Here is a 15,403-nt window from a genome sequence, read left to right as displayed (position 1 = left end):
CGCGGGGCGCGGGCGGTGCGGGGGCGCGGGCGTGCTCGGGCGGCCCTGCCGTGCGGGGAAAGCACTCGGACCCGCAGGCGCATCGCCTGCGGGTCCGAGGATGCCGACCGCTCACGCGGCCGGCCAGGCCTTACGCAGCAGCCTTGGGGGCGTTGACGTCGGCCGGGAGGGCCTTCTGGGCGACCTCGACCAGCGCGGCGAACGCGTTGGCGTCGTTGACGGCCAGCTCGGCGAGGATCTTGCGGTCCACCTCGATGTTGGCGGCCTTCAGACCCTGGATGAGGCGGTTGTACGTCATGCCGTTCTGGCGGGCAGCGGCGTTGATGCGCTGGATCCACAGCTGACGGAAGTCGCCCTTGCGCTTCTTGCGGTCGTTGAAGTTGTAGACCAGCGAGTGGGTGACCTGCTCCTTGGCCTTGCGGTACAGGCGCGAACGCTGACCGCGGTAGCCGGAGGCCGCCTCGAGGATTGCCCGGCGCTTCTTGTGGGCGTTTACTGCCCGCTTGACGCGTGCCACTTTTTAACTCCTTGTAGCGGGGCCGTGGTTGTCTTCACACGGCCCGAATTCGATGGGGTCCCGGTCTTGACGCTCATCCGCTCCCGGCGCGGGAGCGGAGAACATCACTTGCCGAGAAGCTTCTTGATCTTCGCGGCGTCGCCGGGGGCCATCTCCGCGTTGCCGGTGAGGCGACGGGTGATGCGGGACGACTTGTGCTCGAGCAGGTGGCGCTTGCCGGCGCGCTCGCGGAGCACCTTGCCGGAGCCGGTGATCTTGAAGCGCTTCTTGGTCCCGCTGTGCGTCTTGTTCTTCGGCATAGCGCCGTTATCTCCTCGTCGGTGGCGCTCCCCCCGGTCCGGTTCGGGACCGGGTGACGGGAGCGTCATGTTGTGTCGGTGATCCGGGACAGGCTGCCCCGGAATCAGGCCTCGGCGTTCGCCTCGTCGGCGGCGGCCTCGGTGACGTCGGCATCCTCGGTGGTCGCCTCGTCCGCGGCGGTCTCCTCGGAAGGAGCCTCCTCGTCGGTGGCGGCTACACCCTGGCGCTCCGCCTTGCGGGCGGCCTGCGCCTCGCGGGCTTCGGCCATCGCCTCGGTCTTCTTCTTGTGCGGACCGAGGACCATGATCATGTTTCGGCCGTCCTGCTTCGGGTTCGACTCGATGAACCCGAGGTCCTCGACGTCCGAAGCCAGCCGCTGCAGCAGTCGGTAGCCGAGTTCCGGCCTGGACTGCTCGCGACCACGGAACATGATCGTGATCTTGACCTTGTCGCCCTGCTTGAGGAACCGAACGACGTGACCCTTCTTGGTGTCATAGTCGTGCGGGTCGATCTTCGGCCGGAGCTTCATTTCCTTGATGACCGTGTGCGCCTGGTTCTTGCGCGCCTCACGGGCCTTCATGGCCGACTCGTACTTGAACTTGCCGTAGTCCATGAGCTTGCAGACCGGCGGGCGTGCGGACGCCGCGACCTCGACCAGGTCGAGGTCGTACTCCTGCGCGAGCTCAAGCGCCTTGGCAAGCGGCACGATGCCGACCTGCTCGCCGCTGGGACCGACGAGTCGTACCTCGGGAACGCGAATCCGGTCGTTGATGCGGGGCTCGGTGCTGATGGATCCTCCTCGGTAGCACCACACGGCTGCCTGGCAGACAGCCGCTGACGTGTATTTCCGTCAGACCGACCGCGGCGGGAGAATGCAAAAAGCCCCGCCGGGCACAGGCAGGGGCTCCAAAACGACCGGAGCACCGCCGCGTGCGAACCGCGGGGCGCAGAATCGGGCAGCTTTCCATCGTCCGTACGGAACGATGGATACCGCCTGACCGGTGACCCGCCGCCCCGGAGGGTGGTCGGGTGGGAGATCGGAGCCTCCACTTGTGGGCCGGGGACGTACGTCTCCGGCCGGTCGTAGCCCAATATAGCATTCCGCGCCAGAGCCGCTCACCTGGTGCTCCGGTCGGGGGTCCGCAGCGCCCGGCTTATCGTGTGGAGCATGACTGACGCGAGCCTCCCCGCCGACCCCGCCGCCGACACCGCACCCGGATCCCCCGACTACGACGCCATGACCCGCGACATCGCGGACGTCCCCGCCGTCGAGGTGATCACCACGGTGGCCGTGCACCTGCTGAGCGCCGCGGCGGTCAACCTGGGCCTGGACAAGCCCGACTCCGAGCACAAGGACCTCGACGAGGCCCGCAAGCTGATCACGGCCCTGGCCGGCCTGGTCACCGCGAGCGCCACCGAGATCAGCTCCTTCCACGCCGCCCCGCTGCGCGACGGGCTGAAGTCGCTCCAGCTCGCCTTCCGCGAGGCCTCCCTCGTCCCGGACGAGCCGGGCCAGGGGCCGGGCGAGAAGTTCACGGGCCCCGTCTTCGGCTGAGCCGCCGCCGGACGGGGGAAGGGGCGGGGCTCCGGGATCGCGTCCCGGAGCCCCGCCCCTTCCCCCGTACGGCGCGCGGACCGGTCAGCGGGTGAACAGCGCCTCGCCGGGCGGGGCCGGGGCGTCCGGCGGCAGCAGCGCGAGGTCCAGCCCGCGCACCAGCCGGGCCCGCAGGGTCGCGTCCGCGGCCAGGGCCTCGGCGACCCGGCGGGCCGCCGGCTGCGCCTGGCCGGCCTCGGCCGGGACGATCGCGAGCGTGCCGTCGGAGTCCGCGCCGCCGGGGCCGAGGTAGGCGCGCAGTACGGCGCCCTCCGCCGCCACCGCGGCCCGTACGGCCTCCCGTACGGCCGGATCGGCCAGCGGGCCCGCCTGCGTGCGGCCCTCGGCCAGCGCGAGCAGGGCGGAGCCGGTCAGCTGGTAGGTGACCGGGCCGGCGAGGTCCAGGACCACGGTGTCGGCCTTCTCGTGCGCGGCCGCCGCCAGCGCCTGGTGCAGCGGGACAGCCACCGGGCGGGCCGCCGGGTCCCACAGCGCCAGCGAGGCGGTGGAGGTGAAGGCGGGCAGCGCCCGCCGGTCGCCCGCGCGCAGGGTCGGGACGGCCATGTCGCTGGTCTTCTCGCGCCTCAGGCCCGTCTCGGGGTCGGTCTCCGCCTCGCCGAGCACGGCGACGACGGGGACCAGCAGGCGGGCGTCCTTCAGGGCCGCCAGCACCTCCGGCTCGTGCGACCGGTCCTCGGCCCACGCGGCCAGGGCCGCGCTCAGCCGGGGGTCGGCCGAGCCGTCGTCGTCGGAGAAGCCCGGGTCGGGAATGTTCTTGTTCGCCATGTTCGCCACAGTGACCCGACCCTACTGTGCCGGGTGCGGCGGCGGCGTGAGGGGTGGGCCGCCGCGGGTCCTCCCCCGGGTGCCGCGCCGCGGCCGCCGGGCCAGTACGGCGGCCAGTACGAGCAGGACGGCGCCGGCGGCCGCGGCCTGCGGGGCGCCGAGCCGGGGCTCGCGCCCGGGCGGGCGGACCGGGTCGGGGCCGGGGCCGAAGTACGGCCCGGCGGCCGCGGCGGCGGCGGGCACGGGCGGCTCCGGCTGGACGGCCTCGGCGACCTGGAGGGCGGCGGCGGGATCCACCATGCCGTGGCCGCGGGCGTCGTCGCGGCCGCCGGCCGGGCTGTCGGAGGCGGTGTCCTCCAGCAGCTTCTTGATCTGCGCCGGGGACAGGTCCGGGTGGGCGGCCTTGACGAGGGCGACGGCGCCGGAGACGAAGGCAGCCGCGGCGCTGGTGCCCCAGCCCTCGTAGTACGAGCGGTCGGGGTCGGCGATGACCACGTCGACGCCCGGGGCGCTGACGGTGGAGTACCAGTTGCGGGTGGAGAACTTGGCCTTGCGCCCGCGCCGGTCGACGGCGGCGACGGCGATGACCCCCGGGTAGGCGGCCGGGTAGGAGACGCGGTCGCCGCTCTCGCCGCCGTTGCCCGCGGAGGCGACGACGACCACGCCCTTGGCGAGGGCGTACTGGACGGCCTCGTCCTCCCCCGCCTCGTGGTGGGCGGAGTCGCTGTCGTCGCCGAGGGACAGGTTGATCACGTCGGCCCCGTGGTCGGCGGCCCAGCGGATGCCCTCGGCGAGGGCGCCGCCCTTGCTGTCGCGGGCCTGGGCGCGCCCTGGGTCGCCCTCCTCCAGGATCACCCTGACGGGCAGGATCCTGGCCTGCGGTGCGACGCCGAGGACGCCCTGGCCGCGGCCCGGGCCGTGGCCGTGCCCGGCGATGATGCCGGCCATGGCGGTGCCGTGGCGGGCCCAGGAGCGGTCGCCGCGGCCGGCTCCCATGCCGATCAGGTCGGCGCCCTCGAGGACCTGTCCGGCGAGGTCGGGATGGGAGGCGTCCACCCCGGTGTCCAGGACGGCGACGGTGACGCCGTCGCCGCGGGTGGTGCCCCAGGCCTCTTCGGCGCGCAGGGCCAGGAGCCCCCACTGGCGGTCGCGGATGGTGTCGGCGGCGGCCGGGGACGCGGCGGCGGCCGTCAGGACGGCGGCGACGGCCAGGGCGGCAGCTCCCCGGACGAGCGCCCGGCGGGGTTTCGCCGGAGCCCGGCGGGGTTTCGCCGGAGCCCGGCGGGGTTTCGCCGGAGCCCGGCGGGGCGTCATCGGGAGGCCTCGGGGGCGGGCGGGGCGGGCGGGTCGGCGAGCAGCGCCACGCCGTTGCCGATGCGGTCGGCGACGGCCTTGGCCTCGTGGCCGAGGCCCGCCTGGGCCACGGCGCCGGTGGCGTCCTTCTTCATGGCGTCCTCGGCGGGGCGGGGCGCGTCCAGGAGGCGGCCGTCGGCGAAGGAGGAGACGGTGTAGACCACCACGGGCGCCTTGTCGATGACGGACGCGGTCCAGGCGGCGCGCTGGGAGTCGGCGAAACCGTACGCGGGCGGGGCGGTGAGCCGGCCGGTCAGGGCGGCCATCGCGGGGGCGTCGGCGGGGGTGAAGACCAGGCCGGCGGTGATCAGGAAGCTGCGGGTGGCGTCGGTGTAGGTGGCGCGCAGCACGCGCGTGCAGCCGGTCGCGGCGAACAGGCCCTGCCAGTCCGCGGGGAGGGCGGCCGGGCAGTCGGCGTCCGGGGCCAGCGCGATCCGGGTCCAGATCCGGTTCGAGCCGCCGGGGCCGGCCGCGGGGCCGGCGAGGACCGGCGGGAAGAGGGAGTCCACGGGGGCGGACCGCCACAGCGAACCGGCCCCGCGGTAGACGGCGTCGGCGGACGGCGGACGGTGCGCCGCGCGGTGTTCGAGCCAGGCGTCGGCTCCGGCGCCGCCGACGAGCCCGGCTCCGAGCAGGGCGCACAGCACGGCGGCCAGGACCCGTCCGGGGCGGCGGCGCGGCCGGGCGGTGGGGGGCGGCGGGGTCCGGCCGGGGTCCGGGGGCGGGTCGGGCTCGCCCAGGACCGCGGTCCGCGGTGTGGTCGTGGTCATCCGGCGGCTCCGCCCCCCGTTCCGTACGGCTGCCTGCCCGTACTCTACGGTCCTCCGGGCCCGCGGGGCCCTGTGGGGGCGGCGGCCCGGGCCGGGCCGGGCGGTCGCGGACCCCCTACCCATCGGTAGACGCGTCTGGCAAGCTCCCGCCATGAACTCCCCCGCCGCCGACCGCGCCCGGTACGACCGGGCGACCGCGCACCTGGACGCGCCGCTGGCCATCGTGGACCTCGAAGCGTTCGACGCCAACGCCGACGACCTCGTGCGCCGGGCCGGCGGGAAGCCCGTCCGCGTCGCCAGCAAGTCCGTCCGCTGCCGCGCGCTCCTCGAACGGGTCCTGGCCCGGCCCGGGTTCGCCGGGATCATGTCGTACACGCTCGCCGAGTCGCTGTGGCTGGCCCGGTCCGGGTTCGAGGACGTGCTGCTCGCCTATCCGTCCGCCGGCCGCGCCGCCTTCGCCGAGCTGGCGGGCGATCCGAAGCTGGCCGGCGCGGTCACGGTGATGGTGGACGACGTGGCGCAGCTGGAGCTCATCGACCGGTCGCGGGACGGCGGGACGCAGGAGATCCGGGTCTGCCTGGAACTGGACACCGCGCTGCGGCTGTTCGGCGGGCGGGTGCGGGTCGGTGCGCGCCGGTCTCCGTTGCGGGAGCCCGCGCAGCTGGCCGCGCTGGCCCGTGCGGTCGCCGCCCGGCCCGGGTTCCGGGTGGTCGGGCTGATGGCGTACGAGGGCCACGTCGCCGGGGTCGGGGACGCGCTGGCCGGGCGGCCGGTGCGGTCGCGGGCGATCCGGCTCATGCAGGGCGCCGCCCGCCGGGAGCTGGCGGCACGGCGGGCCGAGGTGGTGCGGGCCGTGCGGGCGGTGGTGCCGGACCTGGAGTTCGTCAACGGCGGCGGGACGGGCAGTGTCGCGCAGACGGCCGCCGAGGACGCGGTGACGGAGATCGCCGCGGGGTCGGGGCTGTACCTGCCGCGGCTGTTCGACAACTACACCTCGTTCAGCGGGCGGCCGGCGGCGCTGTTCGCCCAGCCGGTGGTCCGCAGGCCCGGGGTGGGTGTGGTGACCGTGCTCGGCGGCGGGTACCCCGCCTCGGGCGCGCCGGGTGCGGACCGGCTGCCGGTCCCGTACCTGCCGCAGGGCCTGCGCTACGACCCGCAGGAGGGCGCCGGAGAGGTACAGACCCCGCTGCTCGGCAGCCCGGCCGACGACCTGCTGATCGGCGACCGGGTCTGGTTCCGCCACGCGAAGGCGGGCGAGCTGTGCGAGCGGTTCGACACCCTGCACCTGGTGGAGGGCGACCGGGTGACGGCCGCCGCCCCGACGTACCGGGGCGAGGGCCGCACCTTCCTCTAGGGAACCAGTCCCTGAGCGGACCAGGTCCGCTGGAAGACCGAGTCCGCCTGGTCCGGGATGACGCTCCGGTCGTCCCGCAGGACGGGGCCGGCGGTGCCGTCGCGGTCGACGTAGCCCGCCGTGGCGCACGGGTACGGGGTGGTCTTCTGCTTCTTCGGTTCGATGAACATGGGGTTGACGATCCAGCGGCCGTCGGCGTTGTCGTACGCCCGGCACATCAGCTCGTTCTTGTTGCGGTTGACGACGAGCCGCAGGGCGGTCGCGTCGCGCAGGAACGAGATGTCCGTGTCGGAGTCGCCCGCGGCGAACACCTGTCGGCGGGAGGCGGGCTGGACCTTCTCGGCGGCCGCCCCGCGCACGCCGAAGATCTCCTTGTTGATCCAGCAGCGCTTGCCGTCGATGTACGTGATCATCGTGTCGGCGCCGTCCCGGACGGATCCGCAGCCCTGGAGGCGGGCGGTGAACTTCCCGTCCCGCCCGGTGGTGTTGCGTATGCCGATCACGTGGTCCGCGTCGATGCCGACGCCCCTGGCCCACACCTCCACCACGGGCTGGGGCGAGGCGGAGCTGATCCAGACGTCGAAGCCGGCCTTCTGGAGGCCGCTCACCAGGTCCTTCTGCTGCTCGTAGTAGCGGACCCAGCCGGTGGCGGTGCCGCTGCCGACCTTCTGCACCGCGCCGACGGGCGCGGCGAGGTTCTCGGTGCGGGCGGCGGCGGCGAAGCCGCGGATCTCGCGGGCCGTCCAGCCCCGCATCAGCTGGGGGAGCCAGGCGTACGAGGGCTCGGTCGTGCGGCGGTCCCAGCCGGCGAAGGCGGCGGCGCCGGCCCGGGTGGCGGCCGTGCCGTACACGCTGTTGATCTCGTCGGCGCAGGCCGTTCCGCCGGGGGTTCCGGTGGGCAGCGGTGCGCCGGGGCGGGCGAGCGGTCCGCAGGCGCCGGCCAGCGCCGCGGCTGCGGCCGGGGTGAGGAAGCGGCTGGTGGTGGTCCAGTCGCCGCGGGCGGGCTGGCGGATCCTGCCGTTGCGCAGCAGCCAGAACATCGTGGCGTCGCCGACGTCGTTCTTGACGACGGTGTTGTCCCAGTCGAAGACGGCGACGGGCTTGGTGCGGTCGCCGGTCCGGTGGGGGGAGCAGCGGCCGTACTGGTCGACGAGCTGCTGGAGGCGGGCCCGGTTGTCCCCGTACCAGCCGGCGCCGATGGTCACGCGGGGGCACGCGGCCTGGCCGGCCTGGGCGGGCGGTGCCAGGAGGAGTCCGGAGGCGGTGACCGCCATGAGGGCGAGGGGGGCCGCCCATCTTCTGTGCATGCTGCTCCTCGGGGTCTTGGGGATGCCGGTTCGGTGTGCGGTGCGCGGTGTGCGGTACGGGGGGCGCGCGGCGCGGTGTTCGGGAAAGGGAGCAGCCGGGCACCTCGCGGTGCCCGGCTGGGCCGGGTGGGCCGGGGGCGGGGCCGGCCGGACGGACGGACTACAGCGGGGTGACGTACGCGCCGGAGATGCCGCCGTCGACGAGGAAGTCGGTCGCGTTGATGAAGGAGGAGTCGTCGCTGGCGAGGAAGGCGACGGCGGCGGCGATCTCGGTGGGCTCGGCGAACCGGCCCAGCGGGATGTGCACCAGCCGGCGGGCGGCTCGCTCCGGGTCCTTGGCGAACAGCTCCTGCAGGAGCGGGGTGTTGACCGGCCCCGGGCACAGGGCGTTGACGCGGATGCCCTCGCGGGCGAACTGCACGCCGAGCTCGCGGGACATGGCCAGCACGCCGCCCTTGGAGGCGGTGTAGGAGATCTGCGAGGTGGCGGCGCCCATGACGGCCACGAAGGAGGCGGTGTTGATGATGGAGCCGCGGCCCTGGCGCTGCATGTAGGGGAGGGCGGCCTTGCAGCACAGGTAGACGGAGGTGAGGTTGACGTCCTGGACGCGCTTCCAGGCCTCCAGGCCGGTGGTGAGGATGGAGTCGTCGTCCGGCGGCGAGATGCCCGCGTTGTTGAAGGCGATGTCGACGGAGCCGTAGGTGTCGAAGGCCGTCTTGAACAGGGCCTCGACCTCCTCGGGGCTGGTGACGTCGACCTTCACGAAGGTGCCGCCGACCTCCTCGGCAGCGGCCTTGCCGGCCGTCTCGTCGATGTCCCCGCAGACGACGTTGGCACCCTCGGAGGCCAGGCGGCGGGCGGTGGCGAGGCCGATGCCGCTGCCGGCTCCGGTGATGACGGCGGTACGGCCGACCAGGCGGCGGCAGACGGTCTCTTCAGTGCTCATTGCTTCAGGCCTCCGTGCTGATGAAGACGTTCTTGGTCTCGGTGAAAGCGGTGAGGGCGTCGGGGCCGAGCTCCCGGCCGAGGCCGGACTGCTTGTAGCCGCCGAAGGGGGTCCAGTAGCGGACGCTGCTGTGGGAGTTGACGGACAGGTTGCCGGCGGCGACGGCGCGCGACACGCGCAGCGCGCGGCCGATGTCGCGGGTCCACAGGGAGCCGGAGAGGCCGTACTCGGTCGCGTTGGCCAGGCGTACGGCGTCCTCCTCGTCCTCGAAGGGCAGGACGACGGCGACCGGGCCGAAGACCTCCTCGGCGGCGACGGGCGCGGTGGGGGCGACGTCCGTGACGAGGGTCGGCGGGTACCAGAATCCGGGGCCTTCGGGGGCCTTGCCGCGGACCGCGGTCAGGTCCGCGGTGACGAAGGACCGTACGCGCTCCAGCTGGGCGCGGGAGATGAGCGGGCCCATCTGGGTCTTCTCGTCGAGGGGGTCGCCGACGGCCACGGATTCGATGCCGGGGGCGACGAGCTCCAGGAAGCGGTCGTAGACGGAGCGCTGGACGAGGATCCGGGTGCGGGCGCAGCAGTCCTGGCCGGTGTTGTCGAGGAAGGCCATCGGGGCGGCGGCCGCGGCGGCTTCCAGGTCCGCGTCGGCGAAGACGATGTTGGGGCTCTTGCCGCCGAGTTCGAGGGTGACGCGCTTCACCCGGTCGGCGCACTTGGCCATGATCTGCTTGCCGACGCGGGTGGAGCCGGTGAAGACGATCTTGGCGACGCCGGGGTGCTCGACGAGGGCGTCGCCCGCGACCGCTCCGTGGCCGGGGAGCACCTGGAAGAGGTGCTCGGGGATCCCGGCTTCGAGGGCGAGTTCCGCGAGGCGCAGCGCGGTGAGGGGGGTGGTCTCGGCGGGCTTGAGGATGACGGCGTTGCCCGCGGCGAGGGCGGGGGCCAGGCCCCAGGCGGCGATCGGCATGGGGAAGTTCCACGGGGCGATCACACCGATGACGCCGAGGGGTTCGAGGAAGGTGACGTCGATGCCGCCGGCGACGGGGATCTGGCGGCCGGAGAGGCGTTCCACTCCCCCGGCGGCGAAGTCGAGCAGGTCGCGTACGTTGCCGGCCTCCCAGCGGGCGTTGCCGATGGTGTGCCCGGCTTCGCGGACCTCCAGCCGGGCCAGTTCCTCGATGTGGCCGTCGACGACGGCGGCGAAGCGGCGCAGGACCCGGGCCCGGTCGGCGGGGGCGGCCGCCGCCCAGCCGCGCTGCGCGGCGGCGGCTCTGGCGACGGCGGCATCGACATCGTCCCGTGTGGCGGCCGGGACGATGGCGACGATCTCCTCGGTGGCCGGGTTCAGCACCTCTAGGGGGAGGGCCAGCGGATCGGACACGTGGTGCCTCACAGACGTTCGGTCGGTTCGGTGGGGTTACAGGCGTTCGAAGGAGCGGCGCAGCTCCCAGTCGGTGACCGCGGAGTCGTAGGCGTCGAGTTCCACGCGGGCCATGTTCCGGTAGTGGGCGACGACCTCGGGGCCGAAGGCGGCCTTGGCGATCTCGCTGTTCTCCCAGAGCTCGGCGGCTTCGCGCAGGGTCGCCGGGACGTGCGCGTAGTCGGCGGTGTACGCGTTGCCCCGGCACACCTCGGGCAGTTCGAGGCGGTTCTCGATGCCGTAGATCCCGGCCGCGACCAGGCCCGAGACGGCGAGGTAGGGGTTGACGTCGCCGCCGGGCAGGCGGTTCTCGAAGCGCATGGAGCGGCCGTGTCCGACGACGCGCAGGGCGCAGGTCCGGTTGTCCACGCCCCAGGCGACGGCGGTCGGCGCGAAGGATCCCGGCCGGAAGCGCTTGTACGAGTTGATGTTCGGGGCGTAGAGAAGGGAGAAGTCGCGCAGCGCGGCGAGCTGGCCGGCCAGGAAGTGCCGCATGACCGGTGACATGCCGAGTCCCTGGTCATCGGCGTCCCCGTCCCCGGCGGCCATCGCGTTGCGCCCGTCGGCGTCGGCCAGGGAGAGGTGGATGTGGCAGGAGTTGCCCTCGCGCTCGTCGTACTTGGCCATGAAGGTGAGCGAGACGCCCTCCTGGGCGGCGATCTCCTTCGCGCCGGTCTTGTAGACGGCGTGCTGGTCGCAGGTGGTCAGCGCCTCGTCGTAGCGGAAGGCGATCTCGTGCTGGCCGAGGTTGCACTCCCCCTTCGCCGACTCGACGATCAGGCCCGCGGCCTGCATCTCGTTGCGGATCCGGCGCAGCAGGGGTTCGATGCGGCCGGTTCCGAGGACGGAGTAGTCGATGTTGTACTGGTTGGCGGGGGTCAGGCCGCGGTAGTTGGCGTTCCAGGCCTGCTCGTAGGTGTCCTGGAAGACCATGAACTCCAGCTCGGTGCCGACCATCGCGGTGTAGCCGTGCTCGGCCAGGCGTTCGAGCTGGCGGCGCAGGATCTGCCGGGGGGCGGCGACGACGGGCGTGCCGTCGTTCCAGGCGAGGTCGGCGAGGAGGAAGGCACTGCCGGGGTTCCAGGGGAGGCGGCGCAGGGTGGCGGGGTCGGGGTGCATGGCGAAGTCGCCGTAGCCCCGGTCCCAGGAGGACATCTCGTATCCGTCGACGGTGTTCATGTCGGTGTCGACGGCGAGGAGGTAGTTGCAGCCCTCGGTGCCGTGCGCGAGGACCTCGTCGAGGAAGAACTGTGCGGCGAACCGCTTGCCCTGGAGGCGCCCCTGCATGTCGGGGAAGGCCAGGACGACTGTGTCGATCTCACCGCCGGCGACCAGGGAGCGGAGCTCCTCGATCGCCAGCGGCGGCTTGCGGTCTACCACGGGAATCTCTCCTTCGGTGAGCCGAGGAGGCCTAAGGTATTGAATAGAACCATTGCTTGGGAAGGGGAGGGGCCAAGATGACCGACACGGCGAGCGGGGGTGGCGCGATCGCGCGGCTGAATCCCGTGCTGCGGCAGGTGCGGGCGGGCAACGGTTTCGAGGAGGCGCTGGAGCAGATCCTCCAGGTGGTCCGGCTGGGCCTGGTACCGGGCGGCGAACGGCTGCCGCCCGAGCGAGAGTTGGCCGAGCGGATGGGGATCAGCCGGGTCACCCTGCGCGAGGTGCTGAAGGTACTGCAGGACCAGGGCCTGGTGGAGGCGCGGCGCGGCCGGTACGGCGGAACGTTCGTGCTGCCCCGGCCGGACACCCCGGCGGGCGGCGCCGAGGAGGAGCTGCGCCGGCGCGTCGCGGGCGTGGACATCGAGGACGTCCTGCGGTTCCGCGAGGTCCTGGAAGTGGGGGCGGCCGGGCTGTGCGCCTCGCAGGGGCTGGCCGAGGAGGGCGCCGAACGGCTGCTCGGTGCCCTGACCGCCACCCATGACGCCCCGCTCGCCGACTACCGGCGCCAGGACACCCTCTTCCACCTGACCTTGTGCGAACTGGCCGGATCCGCCACCCTGACGGCCCAGTACGCCGCCGTCCGGGCCGTGGTCAACGACCTGCTGGACTGCATCCCGCTGCTGGTGCGCAACCTGGAGCACTCGCAGCAGCAGCACACGGCACTGGTGGAGTCCGTGCTGGAGCGGGACGCCGAGGGGGCCCGCGAGACGATGCGCGAGCACTGCTGCGGCACGGCGGCGCTGCTGCGGGGCTTCCTGGCGTGACCCGCCCGGCGCCCTCCGGGAGGGTTTCGTAACTTCTGTTTAACGCACGGGTCTTGCGCTCTCCACCGCACTGCGGCAAAGGTACGGGCCACAACCATTGCCTGAGGCAGGAGCGCACGATGGCCGACGACATCGAGGCACGGCTGAGCGCCGTACCCGCACCCACCCCGTCCCCCAAGGGCGGCGGCGGCCCCGACGACTACCTGGAGCGCCGCACGCTGCGCCGGGGCAGCGCCGGCTGGCTGCTGCTGACCGGCCTCGGCGTGGCGTACGTGGTCTCCGGCGACTTCTCCGGCTGGAACGTCGGCCTCGACAAGGGCGGCTTCGGCGGTCTCGCCATCGCCACCGTCCTGATGGGCGCGATGTACGCGTGCCTGGTCTTCTCCCTGGCGGAGCTCTCCACCATCCTGCCCACCGCGGGCGGCGGGTACGGGTTCGCCCGCCGCGCGCTCGGCCCCTGGGGCGGCTTCCTCACCGGTACCGCCATCCTGATCGAGTACATCCTGGCCCCGGCCGCGATCGTCATCTTCATCGGCGACTACGTCGAGTCCCTCGGCCTCTTCGGCCTCACCTCCAGCTGGCCCGTCTACCTCGGCTGCTTCGTCGTCTTCATCGGGGTCCACCTCTGGGGCGTCGGCGAGGCGCTGCGCTTCAGCCTGGTGGTGACGGCCGTCGCCGTCGCCGCGCTGCTCATCTTCGCGGTGGGCGCCTTCACCGAGTTCAGCGCCGACCGCCTCAACGACATCCCGGTCGACGCGAGCGCCTTCGGCTCGAACTCCTGGCTGCCGCTGGGCGTGCTGGGCATCTGGGCCGCGTTCCCGTTCGGCATGTGGTTCTTCCTGGGCGTGGAGGGCGTACCGCTGGCCGCCGAGGAGGCCAAGGACCCGGTCCGCTCCATGCCGAAGGCGCTGGCCATCTCCATGGGCATCCTCGCCCTGCTGGCCCTGATCACCTTCTTCGCGGCGACCGGCGCGCAGGGCGCGGACGCCGTGAAGTCGGCGGGCAACCCGCTGGTCGTGGCGCTGGAGGGGGACGGCGGCCCGACCGCGCTGAGCCGCTTCGTCAACTACGCCGGGCTGGCCGGCCTGGTGGCCTCCTTCTTCTCGCTCATCTACGCGGGCTCGCGCCAGCTCTTCGCCCTCTCCCGGGCCGGCTACCTGCCCCGATTCCTCTCGCTCACCTCGCAGCGCAAGGCCCCGTACCTGGGCCTGATCATCCCCGGCGCGATCGGCTTCGCGCTCGCCGCGGCCACCGGAAACGGCGCCCGCATGCTCAACATCGCGGTGTTCGGCGCGACCATCTCCTACGCCCTGATGGCCCTGTCGCACATCGTGCTGCGCCGCCGGGAGCCGGACCTGGAGCGGCCGTACCGCACCCCGGGCGGCGTCCTGACCTCCTCGGTGGCCTTCGCGCTGGCCCTCTCGGCCCTAGTCGCCACGTTCCTGGTGGACAAGGACGCCGCGTTCATCGCACTGGCCGTGTACGCCGTCGCCCTGGCCTATTTCGCGCTCTACAGTCGGCACCACCTCGTAGCCTCGGCTCCCGAGGAGGAGTTCGCGGCACTGGCGCAGGCCGAGGCGGAGCTGACCCGCGACTGACCCTGGCGCCACGCCCGCCGCCCGCCCCGTCCCACCTCGCCCCGCCCCGCCCCGCCTTCCGGAGGTAACAGCCCGTGCCACGGCCGCTCATCGGCATCACCACCTACGTCGAGGACTCCACCCGCTACGGGGTGTGGGACCTCGCGACGTCCCTGGTCCCCGCGGGGTACTACGAACTCGTCCAGGCGGCGGGCGGCGCGGCCGTGCTGCTGCCGCCGGACGAACCCGGGGCGGCGGCGGAGGTGCTGAGCCGGGTGGACGGCCTGGTCGTCGCGGGCGGCCCGGACGTGGACCCGGTCCACTACGGGGCGGCCCGCGACTCCCGTACGGGCGCGCCCGCGACGGTGCGCGACCACTGGGAGCTGGCCCTGATCGCGGCCGCGCTGGACGCGGGCGTGCCGGTGCTCGGCGTCTGCCGGGGCATGCAGGCCCTCAACGTGGCGCTGGGCGGCTCGCTCGTCCAGCACATCGACGGCCACTTCGACACTCCGGGCGCCATGTCCTGGCACCCGGTCCGTCCGGTCCCGGGGACCCGGTACGCGGCCCTGGTCCCGGAGGAGGCGGAGGTCCCGACCTACCACCACCAGGCCGTCGACCGCCTGGGCCGCGGCCTGATCGCCTCGGCGCACGCGGCCGACGGCACGGTGGAGGCCATCGAACTCCCCGACCCGGGCCGGTGGGTCCTCGGCGTCCAATGGCACCCGGAACGCGACAAGGACACCCGCGTCATGGCCTCCCTGATGGCGGCAGCCGAGTCCCACACCCCGCTCCCGATCCCCTGACCCACCGCATGCCGGGCCCCGGCCGGGGGCTCGGCCCCACCACCCCCGGGCCGCGGCGGCTCGGCCACCCCCGGGCCGCGGGCTGAAGCCCCCAAAGATCGGGGCTCCGCCCCGGACCCCGCGCCTCAAACGCCGGCGAGGCTGAATACGGCCGCCGCTCCGCAACCCCCCACACACCGGCAACTCCGGCCCCGCCGCCACTCGGGCACGAGGCCGGGCATCCAGCCCCGCCCACCCCAGCCCCGCCGGCGACTGAGGCGCAGGGCCCCGGGCAGAGCCCCGGCAACGGCGCCGCACCCACCCCGGACCCCGACACCCACGATCCAGCCCCACCCACCCCAGCCCCGCCGGCAACTGAGGCGCAGGGCCCGGAACAGAGCCCCGGCAACAGCGCCGCACCCACCCCCCGCACCCCGACACCCACGATCCAGCCCCCACCCACCCCAGCCCCGCCGGCGATTGAGGCGCGGGG

15 protein-coding genes are annotated in these 15,403 nt (G+C 73.6%); 5 read left to right on the top strand and 10 right to left on the bottom strand.

Annotation, left to right across the window (positions count from 1 at the left end; translation table 11 throughout):
* Positions 1–130: 130 nt before the first annotated feature.
* The 3 genes from rplT to infC form a co-directional block, all read right to left on the bottom strand.
* Positions 131–517 (bottom strand): 50S ribosomal protein L20, encoded by a 387-nt coding sequence (gene rplT, locus AB0D66_RS06825; RefSeq protein ID WP_007263143.1) that lies wholly within the window; start codon positions 515–517, stop codon positions 131–133.
* A gap of 104 nt (positions 518–621) precedes the next feature.
* The gene (gene rpmI, locus AB0D66_RS06820; protein ID WP_069919538.1) at positions 622–816 is read right to left on the bottom strand and encodes a 50S ribosomal protein L35; all 195 of its coding nucleotides are present in this window, start codon (positions 814–816) and stop codon (positions 622–624) included.
* Between the two features lie 104 nt (positions 817–920).
* Positions 921–1,631, bottom strand: a complete 711-nt coding sequence (infC, locus tag AB0D66_RS06815; RefSeq protein WP_362297723.1) for a translation initiation factor IF-3 — start codon at positions 1,629–1,631, stop codon at positions 921–923.
* A gap of 354 nt (positions 1,632–1,985) precedes the next feature.
* On the opposite strand from infC, the gene AB0D66_RS06810 reads away from it, so the two are divergent.
* Entirely contained in the window at positions 1,986–2,372 is a 387-nt protein-coding gene (locus tag AB0D66_RS06810) for a DUF1844 domain-containing protein (RefSeq protein ID WP_362297720.1), read from the top strand.
* Between the two features lie 84 nt (positions 2,373–2,456).
* On the opposite strand, the gene AB0D66_RS06805 is transcribed toward AB0D66_RS06810, so the two are convergent.
* Genes AB0D66_RS06805 through AB0D66_RS06795 form a run of 3 tightly spaced genes read right to left on the bottom strand, consistent with a single transcriptional unit; the run spans position 2,457 to position 5,320 of the window.
* Positions 2,457–3,197: an SseB family protein gene (locus AB0D66_RS06805; RefSeq protein WP_362297717.1), complete on the bottom strand. Its 741-nt coding sequence runs from the start codon at positions 3,195–3,197 to the stop codon at positions 2,457–2,459.
* A 21-nt stretch (positions 3,198–3,218) separates the two neighbouring features.
* A complete protein-coding gene (gene mycP / locus AB0D66_RS06800) occupies positions 3,219–4,511 on the bottom strand; it encodes a type VII secretion-associated serine protease mycosin (RefSeq protein WP_362297714.1) in 1,293 nt (430 codons plus the stop codon).
* Complete coding sequence (locus tag AB0D66_RS06795) at positions 4,508–5,320, bottom strand: hypothetical protein (RefSeq protein WP_362297711.1); 813 nt, start codon at positions 5,318–5,320, stop codon at positions 4,508–4,510. Before AB0D66_RS06795 ends, mycP begins: the two co-directional genes overlap by 4 nt.
* 151 nt (positions 5,321–5,471) lie before the next feature.
* On the opposite strand from AB0D66_RS06795, the gene AB0D66_RS06790 reads away from it, so the two are divergent.
* On the top strand, positions 5,472–6,674 hold the full coding sequence (locus AB0D66_RS06790; protein WP_362297708.1) for an alanine racemase: 1,203 nt from the start codon (positions 5,472–5,474) through the stop codon (positions 6,672–6,674).
* Here the strand turns inward: AB0D66_RS06790 and AB0D66_RS06785 are convergent.
* From AB0D66_RS06785 to AB0D66_RS06770, 4 genes are all read right to left on the bottom strand, one after another.
* Positions 6,671–7,981 (bottom strand): haloacid dehalogenase-like hydrolase, encoded by a 1,311-nt coding sequence (locus AB0D66_RS06785; protein ID WP_362297705.1) that lies wholly within the window; start codon positions 7,979–7,981, stop codon positions 6,671–6,673. The two genes, AB0D66_RS06790 and AB0D66_RS06785, sit on opposite strands and share 4 nt — an antisense overlap.
* Before the next feature lie 160 nt (positions 7,982–8,141).
* On the bottom strand, positions 8,142–8,927 hold the full coding sequence (locus AB0D66_RS06780) for a 3-oxoacyl-ACP reductase (protein WP_362297702.1): 786 nt from the start codon (positions 8,925–8,927) through the stop codon (positions 8,142–8,144).
* A gap of 4 nt (positions 8,928–8,931) precedes the next feature.
* Complete coding sequence (locus AB0D66_RS06775; protein ID WP_362297699.1) at positions 8,932–10,308, bottom strand: aldehyde dehydrogenase family protein; 1,377 nt, start codon at positions 10,306–10,308, stop codon at positions 8,932–8,934.
* Between the two features lie 36 nt (positions 10,309–10,344).
* Positions 10,345–11,727 carry a glutamine synthetase family protein gene (locus AB0D66_RS06770; RefSeq protein ID WP_362297696.1) on the bottom strand — a complete coding sequence of 461 codons (1,383 nt, stop codon included), beginning with the start codon at positions 11,725–11,727 and terminating at the stop codon, positions 10,345–10,347.
* Between the two features lie 77 nt (positions 11,728–11,804).
* Here AB0D66_RS06770 and AB0D66_RS06765 point away from each other — a divergent pair, with 77 nt between their 5' ends.
* The 3 genes from AB0D66_RS06765 to AB0D66_RS06755 all read left to right on the top strand — a co-directional run bounded on the left by AB0D66_RS06765 (position 11,805) and on the right by AB0D66_RS06755 (position 14,931).
* Positions 11,805–12,551: an FCD domain-containing protein gene (locus tag AB0D66_RS06765; protein WP_362297693.1), complete on the top strand. Its 747-nt coding sequence runs from the start codon at positions 11,805–11,807 to the stop codon at positions 12,549–12,551.
* Between the two features lie 119 nt (positions 12,552–12,670).
* Positions 12,671–14,149 (top strand): ethanolamine permease, encoded by a 1,479-nt coding sequence (gene eat, locus AB0D66_RS06760; protein WP_362297690.1) that lies wholly within the window; start codon positions 12,671–12,673, stop codon positions 14,147–14,149.
* Between the two features lie 74 nt (positions 14,150–14,223).
* Entirely contained in the window at positions 14,224–14,931 is a 708-nt protein-coding gene (locus tag AB0D66_RS06755; RefSeq protein WP_362297688.1) for a gamma-glutamyl-gamma-aminobutyrate hydrolase family protein, read from the top strand.
* The last annotated feature ends 472 nt before the right edge of the window (positions 14,932–15,403 follow it).

The sequence above is a fragment of the Streptomyces sp. NPDC048270 genome (assembly GCF_040652335.1).
GTDB lineage: Bacteria > Actinomycetota > Actinomycetes > Streptomycetales > Streptomycetaceae > Streptomyces.
Note: the sequence above shows the minus strand (reverse complement) of the source record. Positions and strands in the feature narration are given on the sequence as shown.